The sequence below is a fragment of the Metabacillus mangrovi genome, assembly GCF_009711125.1.
GTDB classification, from domain to species: domain Bacteria; phylum Bacillota; class Bacilli; order Bacillales; family Bacillaceae; genus Metabacillus_B; species Metabacillus_B mangrovi.
Map to the genome: position 1 here is coordinate 1 of NZ_WMIB01000016.1, position 16,372 is coordinate 16,372.

General features: G+C 48.7%; 14 protein-coding genes. 2 read left to right on the top strand and 12 right to left on the bottom strand.

The features are described from left to right. Positions 1-322: 322 nt before the first annotated feature. Positions 323-1,573 (bottom strand): ABC transporter permease, encoded by a 1,251-nt coding sequence (locus GKZ89_RS14385; RefSeq protein WP_155113102.1) that lies wholly within the window; start codon positions 1,571-1,573, stop codon positions 323-325. After that, on the bottom strand, positions 1,566-2,465 hold the full coding sequence (locus GKZ89_RS14390) for an ABC transporter ATP-binding protein (RefSeq protein WP_155113103.1): 900 nt from the start codon (positions 2,463-2,465) through the stop codon (positions 1,566-1,568). The genes GKZ89_RS14385 and GKZ89_RS14390 overlap by 8 nt, the downstream gene beginning before the upstream one ends. 136 nt (positions 2,466-2,601) lie before the next feature. On the opposite strand from GKZ89_RS14390, the gene GKZ89_RS14395 reads away from it, so the two are divergent. Continuing rightward, complete coding sequence (locus tag GKZ89_RS14395; protein WP_155113104.1) at positions 2,602-2,787, top strand: YhzD family protein; 186 nt, start codon at positions 2,602-2,604, stop codon at positions 2,785-2,787. Positions 2,788-2,829: 42 nt separating this feature from the next. Here the strand turns inward: GKZ89_RS14395 and GKZ89_RS14400 are convergent, their stop codons facing one another. The 8 genes from GKZ89_RS14400 to GKZ89_RS14435 form a co-directional block, all read right to left on the bottom strand. Further along, the gene (locus GKZ89_RS14400) at positions 2,830-3,600 is read right to left on the bottom strand and encodes an enoyl-CoA hydratase (RefSeq protein WP_155113105.1); all 771 of its coding nucleotides are present in this window, start codon (positions 3,598-3,600) and stop codon (positions 2,830-2,832) included. A 13-nt stretch (positions 3,601-3,613) separates the two neighbouring features. Beyond that, entirely contained in the window at positions 3,614-4,765 is a 1,152-nt protein-coding gene (locus GKZ89_RS14405; RefSeq protein ID WP_155113106.1) for a thiolase family protein, read from the bottom strand. Beyond that, positions 4,762-5,637 carry a 3-hydroxyacyl-CoA dehydrogenase family protein gene (locus tag GKZ89_RS14410; protein ID WP_155113107.1) on the bottom strand — a complete coding sequence of 292 codons (876 nt, stop codon included), beginning with the start codon at positions 5,635-5,637 and terminating at the stop codon, positions 4,762-4,764. Before GKZ89_RS14410 ends, GKZ89_RS14405 begins: the two co-directional genes overlap by 4 nt. 11 nt (positions 5,638-5,648) lie before the next feature. Beyond that, positions 5,649-6,797 (bottom strand): acyl-CoA dehydrogenase family protein, encoded by a 1,149-nt coding sequence (locus GKZ89_RS14415; RefSeq protein ID WP_155113108.1) that lies wholly within the window; start codon positions 6,795-6,797, stop codon positions 5,649-5,651. A gap of 17 nt (positions 6,798-6,814) precedes the next feature. After that, positions 6,815-8,374, bottom strand: a complete 1,560-nt coding sequence (locus GKZ89_RS14420; protein WP_155113109.1) for a fatty acid--CoA ligase — start codon at positions 8,372-8,374, stop codon at positions 6,815-6,817. Between the two features lie 795 nt (positions 8,375-9,169). Beyond that, positions 9,170-9,607, bottom strand: a complete 438-nt coding sequence (locus GKZ89_RS14425) for a GNAT family N-acetyltransferase (RefSeq protein ID WP_155113110.1) — start codon at positions 9,605-9,607, stop codon at positions 9,170-9,172. 144 nt (positions 9,608-9,751) lie between these two features. Beyond that, positions 9,752-11,254 carry a coproporphyrinogen III oxidase gene (locus tag GKZ89_RS14430; protein WP_155113171.1) on the bottom strand — a complete coding sequence of 501 codons (1,503 nt, stop codon included), beginning with the start codon at positions 11,252-11,254 and terminating at the stop codon, positions 9,752-9,754. Between the two features lie 77 nt (positions 11,255-11,331). Beyond that, positions 11,332-12,081, bottom strand: coding sequence for an alpha/beta fold hydrolase (locus GKZ89_RS14435; RefSeq protein ID WP_155113111.1), 750 nt, complete (start codon positions 12,079-12,081; stop codon positions 11,332-11,334). A gap of 154 nt (positions 12,082-12,235) precedes the next feature. Here GKZ89_RS14435 and GKZ89_RS14440 point away from each other — a divergent pair, with 154 nt between their 5' ends. Further along, positions 12,236-13,165 carry a S66 peptidase family protein gene (locus tag GKZ89_RS14440; RefSeq protein ID WP_155113112.1) on the top strand — a complete coding sequence of 310 codons (930 nt, stop codon included), beginning with the start codon at positions 12,236-12,238 and terminating at the stop codon, positions 13,163-13,165. 24 nt (positions 13,166-13,189) lie between these two features. On the opposite strand, the gene GKZ89_RS14445 is transcribed toward GKZ89_RS14440, so the two are convergent. Both GKZ89_RS14445 and GKZ89_RS14450 read right to left on the bottom strand, forming a co-directional pair. Beyond that, the gene (locus GKZ89_RS14445; protein ID WP_162356905.1) at positions 13,190-14,065 is read right to left on the bottom strand and encodes a Cof-type HAD-IIB family hydrolase; all 876 of its coding nucleotides are present in this window, start codon (positions 14,063-14,065) and stop codon (positions 13,190-13,192) included. Positions 14,066-14,143: 78 nt separating this feature from the next. Then, on the bottom strand, positions 14,144-16,369 hold the full coding sequence (locus GKZ89_RS14450; RefSeq protein ID WP_155113113.1) for an alpha-galactosidase: 2,226 nt from the start codon (positions 16,367-16,369) through the stop codon (positions 14,144-14,146). Positions 16,370-16,372: the final 3 nt, after the last annotated feature.

A 16,372-nucleotide genomic window follows, 5' to 3' on the forward strand; every position in this document is an offset into this window, starting at 1 on the left:
GAAAGATCGCTCTTTGAAAAACGGAGAAAACATTAGAATTCGGAAGAGAGTGTCCAAAGTTAGGGGGCTCAACCGATGCAGTGAGCCGGGCAGTACTTTACTGCTTTTGAGAGGCTTTAATTTCAGATATCGGTCAAATTTTTATTATATCGGTCAAAATCTTGATATATCGGTCAAAATTTGAATATATCGGTCATTTCAGGATTTTATCGGTCATTTGTGGCATATATCGACTTTTCGAGTTTTTCCAGAAAAACTGCAATTCGCCTACAACGGAATACTAAAACAGCCGGCAGGATCGCATCCTGCCGGCTGTTTACCTTCAGCTGTCTTTCCCCAGACTTGCTGCTTTTCTAATATCCTTCAGCGAGTTGGATTTTCCATACATGAGAACTCCGCCTTTATATACTCTGGCTCCGAAATAGGCCAGAATAAAAATCGTGCCGAGCAGGATCAGGATGGAGAGTCCTGCTTCCCAGAACGGCACATCAAGCATGCCGACTCGGAGGAACATGATCATCGGGGCGAAGAACGGGATGAATGATGTAACAGTGACAAATGAATTGTCCGGATTTCCAAGGTTGAACATCGCGATCAGGAATCCTGCGACTACGATAAAAATCATCGGTGTGATCATTTGCTGGACGTCTTCGATTCTGCTTACAAGAGAGCCAAGGAAGGCTGCAAGGGTGGCAAACAGGAAATAGCCGAGAAGGAAAAACACGACACCGTATACGATTGTGGCTGGAGAGGTGCTGGAAATGCCCATCACCCCGCCGCTTATAGCGTCGATTTCCTCCATTTTGCCGCGAACGGCAAGGTAGCCTCCTCCAATCATGATGGCAAGCTGGGTTAAGCTCACAAAAGCGATCCCCAGAATTTTTGCAAACATCTGCTGAATGGGAGAAATGCTGGAGATGAGGATTTCCATGACCCTTGAAGACTTTTCAGTCGCCACTTCCATCGCAATCATGCTCGCATAGGTGATGACCGAAAAGTAAATGATAAACAGCATCACATACACGAGTCCGCGGGCCTGATTCAGTTCTTCAGCGGATTTTGCGTTCTCCTGAAGGGCTGTTTTTTCCATTTCAACCGGTGCAAGCAGTTCACTCACCTGTGCCGGGTCGATCCCGAGTCTTTCTGTTCCGACCGCCGTTTTCGTTTGCTGAAGGGCCTGGTCAAGGGTAAAGGAAACTTCAGCATTTACTACCGATTCCGCATAAAAAGATCCTGCCGGAAGTCCCTGTGCATCATTTTTCAGAATGACGTAGGCATTCAGACTGCCGTCTAGCACCTTCTGAGTAAGTGCGTCTTCCTTTTCATTAGTCTGACTGATTTCAAGATCGGGGTCGAGCGTTTTTGCATTTTGTGCAAATGGCTCATACAGGCTGCCTTCTTCATCAATCACAGTAACTTTTACTGCCTCATCTTTGTTGAAGGCGCCCATGATATTCTGCAGGTTTGAGATACCGAAAATCAAAACGAGGGTGATGGCTGTCGTAATAAGGAAAGATCTTGATTTTATTTTGTTGGAATACGTATAAAAGAGGACAACCCAGAACTTACTCATAGGAAGCACCTGCCTTTTCAATGAAAATATCATTCAGTGAAGGTTCTTCCAGCACAAATTTACGGACAAATCCTTTTTGGTGGATTGCTGAAAATAAATCCTGAGATACTTCTTCTCCGCTCACTTGAAGGCGGATGCCTTCTGACGTTTTTTTATGCTTGAGCACACCGGGAATTTCACCCAGATAGTCGAGGTCAAAGTCTGCATGGATACTAACGTTCTTCTTCCCAAATGACCTTTTGATTTCTTTAAGGCTTCCATGGACGACTGGGGAGCCTTTTTGCATGATGCACAAATGATTGCAGAGTTCCTCAACATGCTCCATCCTGTGGCTAGAAAAAACAATCGATGTTCCCTGCTGCCGCAGTTCTTCAACAGCTTCTTTCAGCAGCTCAACATTTACCGGATCAAGACCTGAAAAGGGCTCATCCAGAATGAGAAGCTTTGGATTATGCAGAACAGCCGATATAAACTGGATTTTTTGCTGATTTCCCTTCGAAAGCTCTTCTACCTTTTTGTTCAAATATTCCGGAACTTTAAACCGGTCCAGCCAGCGGCCGAGCTCTTTTTCCGATTCATGCTTGCCCATTCCCTTAAGCTTAGCCAAATACTGCAGCTGATCTTTCACCTTCAGCTTCGGGTACAGTCCTCTTTCTTCAGGCAGATAGCCAATTTGATCGGTCACTCCGTAGTTGATGGGATTGCCTTTCCAGTTTATTGCACCGGCGCTCGGATTCAAGAGGCCGAGCACCATCCTGAATGTGGTCGTTTTTCCCGCTCCGTTCGCTCCAAGAAACCCGAAAATTTCTTTCTCAGGTATCTCCAGACTCAAATCGTTTACAGCGGTGTGGCTGCCAAACCTTTTTGTCACATGTTCAAGTGTCAATGCCATGTATGTATCCCTCCCGCTACTAGTTACGAAAGAGCTGGAAATAAGTTTCATTTAATTCTAATGAAGCAGAAAAAAGGATTTTCCCTTTCCCTCTGCGAAATAGTAAAGGATTACACAGAAAAGGGGATTCAGCATAATGGGAACTTACTACTTAACAGTGTTTGAGAAAAACGGAGAGAAACTGCTTGATGAGAGCTTTGAAGCAGGCAATGAGCAGGAAGCGAAGGAAATCGGCAGCAGGAAGCTTGAAGAAAAAAACTACGCAAAAAAAACGCACCGTTGTGTTGATGCAGGCGGAAAGCTGGTTTTATTTGAGAGATAAGAAAAAGTCCGGATCCTTGAAATCCGGACTTTTTCTTTTAGATTATTTACCGGTGAACTGCGGCTGCCTCTTCTCAAGAAAGGAAGAGATGCCTTCCTGGTGATCCTCTGTCTGGCGCATTTTGTATTGGGAAGAGGTTTCCATACTCAAGACGGCTTCAAGGATTCCAGCACTTCTGGACGTATAAATCCCTTTTGTTTCAATCATAGCCGCCACCGGTTTTTCGAGCCATTCCGATGCCTTTTCTTCAACAGCGGCTCTGAGATCACCCGGTACCATCTGATCGATCAGACCGAGCCGGAGCGCTTCCTCTGCTCCAAGCCTTTTGCCTTCCCAGATCATTTGCTTCGCCTTTGTTTCTCCCAGGCGCTTTTCCATAAAAAAGTGCCCGCCTCCATCAGGGATCAGTCCGATGCCGATAAAATTCATCGAGACGATTGCGGTCTCATGTGCCATCACATGGTCACAAGCGAGCGCCAGACTGAACCCCAGTCCTGCCGCGGCTCCATGAATGGCACTGATGGTCAGCTTCGGCATCGTATACAGCTCCAGAACCATTTTGGAAATGGTCTTCATGACTTCCGGAAACGCGGATGCATCCATATTGGATAGCATAGATTTAATGTCCCCTCCGGATGAAAAACCTCTTCCGGCACCCGAAAGGACAAGAACATCTGCTTTGCTTTCCCTTACTTCTTTAAATGCAGCCAAAAGTTCGTTCAGCATGACCGTGTCCATCGCATTCAGCACATCCGGTCTGTTCATCTCCACTCTGGCGATTCTTCCCTCATACGCAACATTTACAGTATTCATTGCTTCATCCCCTTTAGCTTAGTCGTTCAATGATCGTTGCTACTGCCATTCCATGGCCGATGCAGATGGTCAGGCAGCCGTAGCGCCCATTCCTTCGTTCCAGCTCATGAAGCAGCGTTGTCATCAGTTTAACCCCTGTCGCTCCCAGCGGATGGCCCAGAGCGATCGCCCCTCCGTTTACATTTACATTCTCTTTATCCGGCCCTAATTCCTTCATCCAGGCTAATACGACCGGGGCAAACGCTTCATTGATCTCAAAGAGGTCAATGTCTTGAACCGTCAGCCCGGCTTTATTCAATACCTTTCTCGTTGCCGGGATGACTCCGTCCAGCATCAGGATCGGATCGGAGCCAACCACTGTATTCGCCACAATTCTTGCCCGGGGCTTGAAACCAAGTTCTAGCGCTTTCTCTTTTTCCATGAGCAGAATAGCCGCTGCCCCGTCGCTCATTTGGCTGGCGTTGCCGGCAGTTATGACACCATCTTCCTTAAATACCGGTTTAAGAGATTGAAGCGCTTCAAAGGACGTGTCTTCTCTTGGGCCTTCATCCATAGCGGCTGTAAACTGGTTCCCTTCCTTGTCCAGACCTTGAACCGCGAACAGTTCCCGGTCGAACCTTCCCCCGTCCCGTGCCGCGACTGCCTTTTGATGGCTCTGCAGTGAAAACTGATCAAGCTCTGCGCGCGTCAAGCCGTACTTTTCAGCGATCAGCTCGGCTGAGACTCCCTGATGGACGAACGCATACTTCTCTTTTAAAGAGGATGGAATCGTTGCTTCGTTTCCGTCACTGAGGATCGGAACCTTTGTCATACTCTCCACACCCGCTGCGATGGTCATGTCCATATCACCCGAAGCAATCTCCTGACTCGCAAACTGGATGGCCTGCAGCCCGGAGCCGCACATCCGGTTCAGCTGCACCGCGGGAACGGTTACCGGAAAACCGGCATCAAGCGCAGCAAGCCTGCCGATATTTAACCCCTGTTCGCCGATCGGACTGACGCATCCCATAACAACATCCTCGATGAAGGAGGGATCAAGATTCGCCCTCCGTGTAACTTCCTTCAGCACACTTGAAGCAAGATGAACGGGATGAGTTTCACGGAACATTCCTTTCCGCTTCCCTGCCGGCGTCCTCACAGCTTCGATAATGACCGTTTCCCTCATGATGGACTCGTCTCCCTTTGTCCGGCGTATGTGTAGAACCCTTTTCCGGTTTTCCGTCCATAGTGACCGGCCTCCACGAGCTTCCGGAGACTTTGCGGGGCGAGAAAACGGTCACCGTATGCAGCAGCCATTCCTTCACACACGAACAGCATCGTATCAAGTCCGACCAGGTCAGCCAGTTCTAGAGGACCCATCGGGTAGTTCAGACCGAGCCGGATCGCTTTATCGATATCTTCCGGTTCAGCTACCTGCTCTTCATACATTCTCATGCATTCAAGCATATGGGCAGCGATCGCCCTTGTCGTAACAAATCCCTGCCGGTCCTTCACCACGACTGTTTCCTTTCCGATTTCCCGGGAAACGTCCTGTACCCGTTCGATGGTTTCCTGAGCTGTGTCTTCCCCTTTTACAAGCTCGATCAGCTTCATGACCGGAGCCGGATTGAACCAATGCATGCCTAGTACCTTTTCCGGCCTCTCCGTAGCTGCAGCGATGGCTGTCACACTCAATTCAGACGTATTGGTGGCGAGGATGGCTTCTACAGGGGCAAGCCGGTCGAGCTCTTCGAAAACAAGCTTCTTTAAGGAAAGTGACTCCGGCACTGCTTCAATGACAAGCCAGGCATCCTTCACAGTAGACCATACATCGTGTACCGGCCTGATTCTCTGCAGCACTTCCCCGGACTCCGCTTCTGTCAAAGAGCCGCTCTTCACAAAACGGTCCAGGCTTTTCCGGATAGCAGCTCCCCCTTTTTCAAGTGCTTTGCCGGAAGAATCATAGAGGAGAACTTCCTTTCCCCCCATCGCGAGCGACTGCGCAATCCCGCTTCCCATTAATCCTGCTCCGATTACAGCGATTTTTGTTAATCCCATGCTGTCTCCCCCTATAATCCCATCTTTTTCGCAATGATTGATTTCATGATCTCATTGGTACCGGCATAGATCGCCATCACTGGAATATCGCGGTAGCGCCTCGCAACCTCGTATTCTTCCATATAGCCGTATCCCCCATGCAACTGCATCCCTTCAGAAGCAACCCGCTTCGCCATCTCCGTCAGCCACCATTTAGCCATGGATACTTTCTGAACGGCATCCTTCCCGGCCATATGCTCCTGAATCGCATCGTTTAAAAACGAACGGCCCACTTGGACTTCCGTTGCCATTTCAGCAAGACGGAACTGGATGGTCTGCAGCTTGCTGATTGGCTTTCCGAAAGCTTCCCGTTCCCTGACATACGCTGAAGTCAGCTCAAGGATCCGCTCAGCTGAAGCCTGGGCACAAATCCCGACCAGCAGCCTTTCCTGCTGCAGCATTTCCATTAAACAGTAAAAGCCTTTTCCCTCTTCCCCAAGCAAATTCCCCTCTGGAATCATCGCATCTTCAAAATATAGCTCTGCTGTGTCCTGGGCATGCAGACCGACTTTATCGAGCTTTTTCCCCTTATGAAAGCCGATCGTTTCTTTTTCAACGACGAGCAGGCTGATCCCTTTATGGGCAGGTTCGGCGGAAGGGTCTGTTTTGCAGACGACAACGACAAGGTCAGCATGAATGCCGTTCGTAATGAACGTTTTTTGCCCGTTCAGGCGGTAATACCCGTTCTCTTTTACGGCAGTGGTTTTGATCCCGGCCAGATCAGAACCCGCTCCAGGCTCAGTCATGGCAATCGCCGTTATGATGTCTCCGGTCACACAGCCCGGGAGCCACCGTTTTTTCTGTTCAGGCGTTCCGTATTCATTTAGATAAGGAACCGTAATATCACTGTGAAGTCCAAAGCCGATCAGACTCGATCCGATCTTCTCCATCTCTTCATTTAAAATGACGGAATACCCGAAGTCGGCATTGTATCCGCCGTATTCTTCATCAACCCAGGGGCAAAGATACCCTTCCCTTCCTGCCTTTCTCCAGAACTCTCTCGGGATGATCCTGTCTTTTTCCCATTGTGCGTAATGGGGCAGCGCCTCTTTTTGCAGGAATTTTTTCAATGAGCTTCTGAATATCGCGTGTTCTTCTTTTATAAAAGCAGGCGCCGTCATCTTCATCTTCCTTTCTATTAACTATTAAGCTGCTTAGCAAGCTGCTCCCTCAGCAAAAACTTCTGAATCTTGCCGCTCGCGTTTCTCGGAAGCTGGTCCGTAAAAATATACTTGCGCGGCCTTTTGTAATCTGCCAGGCTGCTGCCGGTTTTGCAGAACTGCTCCAGTTCATCCTCTGTAACAGAAGGATCTTTTTTCACGATATACGCAACGACTTTTTCTCCCCATTTTTCATCCGGCTCCCCTAATACCGCTGCGTCCAGAACGCCTGAATGGGCATGAAGAGCATCTTCCACTTCACGAGGGTATACATTCTCGCCGCCACTGATAATCATGTCGTCGACCCGGTCCGCGACAAACAAATATCCATCCCGGTCCAGATAGCCGAGATCACCTGAATGATACCAGCCTTTATACAGAGCTTTTTCACTTGCTTCCGGCCTTTTGTAGTAACCGGCCATAACTGACGGCCCCTTTACAAGGATTTCACCCACTTCATAAGGCTCGAGGCGGTCATCCGGATCAGCAGGACCATCTTCTCTTGGTCTGGCTATAATTAGCTCATGGCCGAAGCACACTCTTCCGGCAGAACCCGCTTTTGAAAGCTGCTCGTCCTCTGCAAGAAAGGTGACAGCCGGCCCCATTTCCGTCATTCCGTATGCCTGAATCAGTTCAATCCCGGCCTGTTCCTTCAGCTGTTTCACGAGAACCGGTGCCATGGGAGCAGCGCCATAAAGGCCGATTCTCATGCTGCTGAAATCAGCAGTTTGCAAATCCTCCTGAAGAAGCATGTTCCACATCGTCGGTGCCCCGAACATCAGCGTAACTTTTTCTTCTTTAATCGTCTGGAGAACAAGCTTTGGATCAAAGTGATGAAGAATGACATTCTTTGCACCGAGAAGGACTCTCGGGAGAAGACAGCAATGCAGTTCTGCACAATGAAACATTGGAGCAGCCACTAGCCCGCAGTCATTCGGAGTGAGCCTGAGAGCAATTGAACAGACCATCGCCTGATCAATCATGTCACGGTGACGGTGGAGGACACCCTTTGGCCGCCCAGTTGTTCCGCTCGTATACATGATGGCATAAAGGTCGTTTTCAGAAATCTCCATCTCAACAGGAGAATCAGAAGCTGCTTTTATTTTTTCCTGATAAGAACCGGCATAAGAAGGAGGCTCTGAATCGATGGACCAAAATTGAACACGGGGGAATTCTTCATGCAGTGCATCTATTTCCGGTTGCAGCGCTTTTTCGAAAAGAACGAGCTTGGGTGAACAATCGTTTAAAATAAAGGCCGCTTCTTTTGCTTTTAACCGGAAATTAACCGGGTTCAAAACCGCCCCGATTTTAGCACAGGCAAAGAAAACCGTTGCAAGCTCCGCGCAGTTGAAAAGAAACGTTGAGACACGGTCTCCTTTTCGAACACCTGCATCAAGCAATGCATTCGCACATTGATTAACTTCTCCCTGCCATTCCTTAAATGTTCTCCTCACACCACGTGAAACATCTGCGAGTGCTTCCTTATCCCGGTTTTTCTCCGCTGCCAAATCGAAAAGCTTTCCGATTGATGAATACATCGAATGAATCCCCCCTGATAAATTGGAATCGCTTACATTTTTGCATTAAAATCAACTCTGCCTTTATATACTTTTCTATCAGGCACTCAAAATCCTTCTTTAGAGAGGGAGAAAAAATTCGATGGGATTTATTGGGTGATAACGGCTGCTGGTACATTATTTTCAGGGGAGCCAGAGATTTTTGGGATTGGTTCGGTCTCAGGGGACGCTATTTGCGAGGGAAACCTCGATTTCAGGCCGGTTCGGTCTCAGAGGACGCTATTTGCGAAGAAATCCTCAATTTTCGGCGGGTTCGGTCTCAGGGGACGCTATTTACGAAGAAATCCTCGATTTTCGGCGGGTTCGGTCTCAGGGGACGCTATTTGCGAGGGAAACCTCGATTTCAGGCCGGTTCGGTCTCAGGGGACGCTATTTGCGAAGAAATCCTCGATTTTCGGCCGGTTCGGTCTCAGGGGACGCTATTTTGGGGGAATTGCCCGGATTCGAGGGGAAATGTGCTGATTAGTTGCGTCTGGGACCGAAAACGTATTTGAGAGGGCTTACTTAAGGGAAATAGCGGCTCTGGAGACCGGAAGTGGGACGGACCGGATCCAAGTACCGCTAATTCCCTCCATTCTCAACCAGCGCGGGGGCTGAGCGGAAGAGGTCCCAATTAACGGCTCTCCAGTCCACCGCACTCCCGCGAATCTAACCGTTTTAGGGTACCTCTCAATCTCCTGACCGGATCCCCGTTCCGCTCCCCCGCAGCATAATCTGCGAATCTTTCACCGATCACACCTTGCCTCTGTCTACGTTTTACATATGCTTTTGCAGCAGTACCTGTATGCCTTTTTCTCCATCATTAAATGTATAGGAGGTTTCCTGAAATCCAAGATGCTGGTAATAAGGCAGATTGGATATCTTTGTTGTGCACCATAGAAGATCGATGCCGTTTTGGGCGAGCAGGTTTTCTCCGAAGAGGATCAGTGTCTGCCCTCTCAATTCATTCCGGTGAGCGGGATCGATGGCGAGTCCCCTTAGGCGGTACATGTTTTCTCCGCTTAGCTTTTTATGCGGTTCTTTAAAAAATGAGGCGGTGCCGACTAGCCGGTCCTTTGCATATGCCCCTATGTGAATGGTCCCGGTAAGGTCATCGCCGGAATAGCGAGCCTCATCCACCGGGCTGTCAGGTGAGATCACCCTGTGGCGGAGCAGGATTGCTTCCGCAGATTGAATCTGTTTAATTTCAAACATATTAACGCCTCCTGTTTGCAAGCAGCAAGAGTCTTTATTTTAAGAGACGTGGCCACTTCTGTAAAGTTACAGGTTAATAGCCAGGTTGATTCCAGGGAACATTAAGCCAAAAAAAGCCCGGCTCTGCCGCCCGGGCTTTCCCCTTTACACCTGTTCTCTCACCCCAAAAAGCTCCTTCATTATCCGGATCTTTTCTTCGGTGTAGTGCTTGTACCCGTCATTGTAGGATTTCGGGTCTTTTGGGTTGTTGAAGTGCGCGATTTTGCCGGTTTCGGGATGGCGGAATTTGCTCGCTGCGCCGCAGCCGAGTCCGAGAATCGTCTGCTGTTCTTCCATAATCATGATGTTGTAGAGAGAATCCTGGCCTTCCAGTGCGTAGCCCACGTTTTCAAGGTTGCCGAGGATGTTTTTCTGGCGGTACAGATAATACGGCTCATAGCCGTTTTCGGTTGTCCAGTCAACAGCCAGGTCCATCATCTTGCTTGTTTCTTCGCGGCTCGCGACTTTGTAGCGCTTTTTGTTTTGTGTCATTTCGGATGCGCGCTTGAAGGAGAGGGTATGGACAGTGAGCGATTCAGGCATGAGCTTTTCCGTTTCTGCCAGTGAATGGGCCATCTCTTCGATTCCTTCGTTAGGCAGTCCGATGATAAGATCCATATTGATGTTGTTCATGCCATGCCTGCGGGCGAGGTGAAACTTCTCGATGGTTTCTTCCACAGTATGATGGCGGCCGATTGCTTTTAATGTCTCCTGGGTATAGGATTGCGGGTTGATGCTGATCCGGTCAATGCTGTACTTTTTCAGGATATCCAGCTTTTCAGGTGTGATCGTGTCGGGCCGGCCGGCTTCTACTGTAATTTCCCGGATCTGTTTCACATCCGGAAAAACTGCCAGCATGCGTTCGTACAGCATATCCATCTCTTCTGCTGAGATGCTTGTCGGAGTGCCTCCGCCATAGTACACTGTAGTAATTTTGATGCCGCTCTCTTTTAAATACTTGCCGATCTCTTCCATTTCATAATGAAGTCCTCCAAGGAAGGAATCTACCCGGCCCTGTTTTCCATTCATCGCAAAAGCAGGGAATGTGCAATAGGCACATTTGGTCGGGCAGAATGGAATTCCGATATAGATGCTGATTTCTCTTCCCAGTTCGTACAAATCAGGAATGACTTTTAGCTGGCGGTCGACGATGCTCTGCATCAGTCTGATCTTTTGATCCGTAATTAAATACTCATCACGGAGCCTTGTATGGGCTGCCTCCTTGGACATTCCCTCCTGCAGCATTTTGTGAAGCAGTTTGACCGGACGCATACCTGTCAGAATGCCCCACTGCTGGATGATGCCGGTATGCTCCTGAAGAAGCATAAGGTAGACATGGGCTAACGTATTTTTTATTTGTTTAAAGCGTTCCTTATCTGATGTTAATGGGTCCAGGCTTTTTGAATGCCCGGTTCTGTACTCCCTGCCTTCTGCTGAGAGTACGCCTGTAATAGCAGCAGAATCACCGCGGTCTTTGATATCAAATGATACAGAAAGGCTGCTTTCTTCATCAAATACCAGCTCGGTTTCTTCAAAAAAAAGATTGGAAATCAGCGTGAGCGGACGATGGAAACGCTCGTCCTGAATTCCTTTTATCAAAATACGCAACATAATCACCTTTTAGAAAAATTTAAAAACTGTCCTTAGTTTACATGATGACTGCATGAAACACAATGCGGTGAACCCTACTGCATAAAAGCGAGAATGTTTTCGGCTATTTCTTCCGGATGGGTCAGGGTTGTCATGCTGTCGGCTTTGGGAATCAGGATGCTTTCAATAGAAGGAATCTGTGAATAATGCTCCTTGATCTGGTACATATCCTCAAATTCTCTTGTACCTTGAATAAATAAAGTGGGTGGCTTCATTTCTTTTAAACGGAGGATGGCAGGCGGCTCAGGCCAATGCATTTCATAGGACTTCCACTCTGTAAGCGTTTTCTTTACGTAATGAAAGACCATTTCCTTCAAGAACGCATAGTGTCTCGAAGCAGCTACGACCGTGTGATGTTTTCCTTGCAGGATTAAGTCCGTGACCAGGGGGATATTGTTCTTTGCTGAAACGATCTTGCTGAGCCAATTTTCATACTCAGAGGAATAGGTATAACCGGTCAGATTGGGAGAAATCAGGATCAGCTTGTCAATTCTTGATGGATCGGCCAGAGCAAAATCGCAAGCGACCTGGCCTCCTCTGGAGTGGCCGACGATGATCGCTTTCGTAAGATGAAGATCGTCCATCACCATCTGTAAATCTTTCACATGATCCATTGGCCCGGCCGGAGAGGGGGATTTGCCGGATCCGCGCATATCGTAGGCGATAACCCGGCATGTTTTTTGAAGATAAGGAACAATAAATACCCACTCACGCAGGTCTGTTCCAGAACCGTGAATGAGAATGATGGGGCGTCCGCTGCCTTTTATTTCGGCATGCAAATCCATGTAAGCCCTCCTATATTGTCTGACCTCTCCATCCTACCTGAGCATCAGTCAGCGGTCAATGAATCACTGTCAATTGGGAACAGGCCCTCCCTTCTTTTTCGGCCTGCTTCCTCATATACATATTTCAGCGAAGCGAGCATAAGGAGGGCTAAACATGGCCGAGAGACCGCCGATTCTGCTGCAGGGTGACACAATAGGCATCGTAACGCTTGGGAGTCCGCTGGAACGCGCGAAAATTGACCAGGGCATTTCCATACTGCGCCAAATGGGCTTCAACATCGTGCTCGGAGATTATGTGTATTCAGAAGAGGGTTATTTAAGCTCTTCCGATGAGCAGCGGGCAGGAGATTTAATGAAGATGTTTGCCGACCCGGATGTGAAAATGATACTTCCTTCGCGCGGGGGAGTGGGCGTTGCAGGCATCCTCCCTTATCTGGACTATGCGGTCATCCGGCAGAATCCTAAGATTTTAAGCGGGTACAGCGACATCACTGTTCTTCAGAATGTCCTGCTGCAATACACGGGTTTGATTACCTTTCAAAGCCTGCTGCTGCTCGATTTCACCCCTGAAACACCAGCTTATAATTTCGAGCAGTTTTTTGCAGCTGTCGCCACCTTGCAGTCTCCGCGCAGGATCGCGAACCCGCCCGGCATTCCCCAGGTAAGCCGTGTACCTGGCAATGTAACCGGGCAGACCGTTGGAGGGAACATCACTTCATTCGATGACACGATTGGGACCATCTATGATATAGATACTGCCGGTAAGATCATATTCCTCGAGGAAATTGAAGAGCCGGTCAATAAAGTGTACCGGTATGTAAACCACCTGAAGCTTGCCGGGAAATTCGAAGAGTGCGCCGGCATCGTTCTCGGCGAGTGCACCAAATGCGGAGAAGCCTATGGAAAAACGTTTGAAGACCTCATTACCGATTTTTTCATTCCGCTCGGAAAACCTTTAATGACGAACGTCACGACTGCCCATGGGACCTATAAAGCAGCGATACCTATCGGTACACGTGCAAATCTCAACACAGAAAATAATACGTTTACCATTTTGGAGCCGGGCGTAAAACCGGTTTCCTGAACGGAAAAAAGCTAACCAAATTGGTCAGCTTTTTTTATCCGCTATTTTCATTTTATCCATATATCCGAGACGGTGCTGTTTTCTGAAATGCTCTTTAATCATGTAGGCGACACCGGATTCCTCATTTGAACGGGTGATCCAGTCCGCTGCCTGTTTCACTTCAAACGGCGCCTGGCCCATCGCTACCCCGAGGCCGGCATTTTGAATGAGATCACGGTCATCAGGACCGTCCCCGATGGCCACCGTTTCACTCATCGGGATGCCGAGATGGCTGCAGAGCAGACTCAGGCCGGATGCTTTGGAGACCCCTTTTGCTGTTAGATCAAACCGGAGTTTGTTGCGGTCTGATAAGGTGATTTCCGGGAAAGATTCCTTTAGGAAATTCGACGCTGCCTCTTTTTCCCGTTTGTTCTGGAACAGCACCTCAAGCTTCGGGGCATTTATCGGTTCATCCCTTAGCGCATCGCCAAGAGACTCGACATACTGATTCGGATAAAACAGCGGTTCGGACGACTGAATGACTGTACTCCCTGTCATGTGAGGTGTTACCTTCACACGGTTCCCGATGCAATACCGTTCATGGATGATCCGGATATGGCATTCGTAATTCTCCAGCACTTGGACGAGGTTATACGTCATTTCCTCTCCCAATCTTCTTTCAAAAAGCGGTTCATCAATTTTATCAGAGATAAACGCTCCGCTGTGCGTGACAAGGATGGCATCGATTTTCAGTGCTCTGGCAAGTTTCCTTGCCGACTGGAAATGCCTGTTCGTAACAAGGGTTACATATACATCCTTTTTTTGTACAAATTCAATCGCTTCCTTTGTCGCCTGGTGCAGGCGTCCATTAGAGCGAAGCAGCGTTCCGTCTATGTTCAATGCAAGCATGCGGTAAACCACAATGGCTCCCCCTCTCGTGATGTCTGATACAGCTCCCCTATCAGCGTATGCAGGGGGAAAGAGGGGCAGACCAAGCCGCTATATTTTTTTCAGGAAAAAGATTTCAGATTGAAAATCGCCGCCTCTAAGGGCATGCTTTCCGTTCGCTCCATTAAATTCCGGAGACAGGTTCAGCCCTCTCCTCATCAGTTCATCGCCCCGGTAAGGTTCAGAATACCCTTCAATTGAATACAAAGCATCCGGATCAAGGCCTGCAAGCTTGATCACCTGTTCTTTTTTCGGATTCGGGACAGCAAGCGTCTTGTACCACCCTGCAAGTGCGGATGACTGATCTTTTGCAGTGATCATCCAAATCGTCTCATTTGAGTCAAAGGGACTTCTGAGCCTGTAAAAATCCCCATCCCTGACCAGTTCACGGTACTTTTTATATTGAAGGATCTGCTGCTTTACCTCTTCTTTTTCCTCATCCGTCATCTTGTTCGGATCCAGTTCATAGCCGAATGTCCCGAAATAGGCCGTGTCTCCGCGCATCTTAAGCGAGGTGCTGCGGAGCGTCTGGTGATTCGGGATATCGGATACGTGCGAGCCCATGCTGTAGACCGGATACACAAATGAAGACCCGTATTGAATCTTCAGCCTTTCTGCTGCATCGGTGTCATCGCTTGTCCACGCCTGGGGAGCATAATACAGCATGCCGGCGTCAAAGCGTCCGCCGCCTCCTGCACACGATTCAAACAGAACATCCGGGAATTCAGAAGTCAGCCGCTCATACAGGTCATACACTCCGAGAATGTAGCGGTGGAAAAACTCCCCCTGTCTGTCTCGGCCAAGTGCTGCAGAGTAGGCTTCTGTGATATTCCGGTTCATATCCCATTTAATATAGCTTAATTTAGCTGAGCGGATAAAAGAGGACATGCGCTCATACAAATAATTGACAACTTCTTTCCGGGTGTAATCCAGAACCCACTGGTTGCGGCCGTAGGATTTGGGACGGTCCGGATCCTGGACGGCCCAGTCAGGATGCCTTTCAAACAAATCACTTTCCTCACTGATCATTTCAGGCTCAAACCACAGCCCGAATTCAAGGCCCTCATCGCGGATCGCCTCCGCCAGGGCATCAAGCCCTTCCGGCAGCTTCGCTTTATCTGTATACCAGTCTCCAAGTGAAGTTGTATCGTCGTTCCGTTTGCCAAACCAGCCATCATCGAGAACAAAAAGCTCGACCCCAAGCTCTTTTGCCTGCCGGGCGATGGCTGTGATTTTTTCCGCATTAAAATCGAAATAGGTCGCTTCCCAGTTGTTGATGAGCACCGGACGGATGCGGCTCCGCCAATTCCGGGAAATCAAATGATCCCGGAACAAATCATGGACACTTTGGGTCAGTCCGTTCAGTCCTTTATCCGAATAGGTCATGACCGCTTCCGGAGAATAAAATACAGCCCCGGGGCTCAAGCGCCAGTTAAACTGAAAGGGGTTGATCCCCATTAAAACCCTGGTCGTCTCATAATGGTCCACTTCTGCCTGTGCCAGAAAATTCCCGCTGTAAATAAAGTGAAATCCAATGGCTTCGCCAAGAGTTTCTGTCGTTTCAGGGCGCTTCAAGGCGAGAAACGGATTATGATGATGGGAGCTTGCTCCTCTGGCACTGGAAACCGACTGGATTCCCGCCTCAAGCTTGCGTTCTTTCAAATGGCGTTCCCTTGACCATGTTCCGGACAGATGCAGCATCGTATACTCTTTATCATTCAAATCGAGAGAAAGACTCATTATCCGTTCAAGCTGAACGGTTTCGTCTCCTGTGTTCTCCAAAATGGTTCTTCTTGCAATAACGGGAACGTTTTTAAAAATCGTATAGCAGAGGGTCAGCTTCAAGCCAGCTGTCTGATCAAGAAGAATAATGGAAAGCGTTTCTGCCTCATCCTCTTCCGCAAAGGTTGCCGGCATTCCCGGAATGGGGCCCTTCCCTTTGCTCTTTTCATAACGCTCATATTGAAAGCGGTGGACAGAGCTTCCGCTTTCTCTCCGGATGGAGAGAGCAGGCTCCCGGAAATCGGTCGTTCCATATCCCGGATATTCCTGCCTCAGTGTTTCAAGGGAAAAAGCCGGATCATCCTTTTCCACATGGCAGCTCGCCGGAGTAGGAACGGAAGCATTTTGGAAGCGGGAGAAGTCGTCCTGATGCTTCAATGCTTTTCCATAATAAAGCTGGCCGAGTTCTCCATTTTTCATCACATGAAAAATATAGCTAATCTCGCCGTTCGTCAGGTGGAACTGTTTGCTGGATTCATTTACAAAAATTAGCATAGC

What these genes read in the sequence shown, in the direction of transcription:
- GKZ89_RS14420 (WP_155113109.1), bottom strand. Translation starts at nt 8,374, where the DNA reads ATGTATTCATCAATCGGAAAGCTTTTCGATTTGGCAGCGGAGAAAAAC.
- GKZ89_RS14385 (WP_155113102.1), bottom strand. Translation starts at nt 1,573, where the DNA reads ATGAGTAAGTTCTGGGTTGTCCTCTTTTATACGTATTCCAACAAAATA.
- GKZ89_RS14435 (WP_155113111.1), bottom strand. Translation starts at nt 12,081, where the DNA reads ATGGATTTGCATGCCGAAATAAAAGGCAGCGGACGCCCCATCATTCTC.
- GKZ89_RS14425 (WP_155113110.1), bottom strand. Translation starts at nt 9,607, where the DNA reads ATGTTTGAAATTAAACAGATTCAATCTGCGGAAGCAATCCTGCTCCGC.
- GKZ89_RS14390 (WP_155113103.1), bottom strand. Translation starts at nt 2,465, where the DNA reads ATGGCATTGACACTTGAACATGTGACAAAAAGGTTTGGCAGCCACACC.
- GKZ89_RS14400 (WP_155113105.1), bottom strand. Translation starts at nt 3,600, where the DNA reads ATGAATACTGTAAATGTTGCGTATGAGGGAAGAATCGCCAGAGTGGAG.
- GKZ89_RS14440 (WP_155113112.1), top strand. Translation starts at nt 12,236, where the DNA reads ATGGCCGAGAGACCGCCGATTCTGCTGCAGGGTGACACAATAGGCATC.
- GKZ89_RS14410 (WP_155113107.1), bottom strand. Translation starts at nt 5,637, where the DNA reads ATGGGATTAACAAAAATCGCTGTAATCGGAGCAGGATTAATGGGAAGC.
- GKZ89_RS14405 (WP_155113106.1), bottom strand. Translation starts at nt 4,765, where the DNA reads ATGAGGGAAACGGTCATTATCGAAGCTGTGAGGACGCCGGCAGGGAAG.
- GKZ89_RS14415 (WP_155113108.1), bottom strand. Translation starts at nt 6,797, where the DNA reads ATGACGGCGCCTGCTTTTATAAAAGAAGAACACGCGATATTCAGAAGC.
- GKZ89_RS14450 (WP_155113113.1), bottom strand. Translation starts at nt 16,369, where the DNA reads ATGCTAATTTTTGTAAATGAATCCAGCAAACAGTTCCACCTGACGAAC.
- GKZ89_RS14395 (WP_155113104.1), top strand. Translation starts at nt 2,602, where the DNA reads ATGGGAACTTACTACTTAACAGTGTTTGAGAAAAACGGAGAGAAACTG.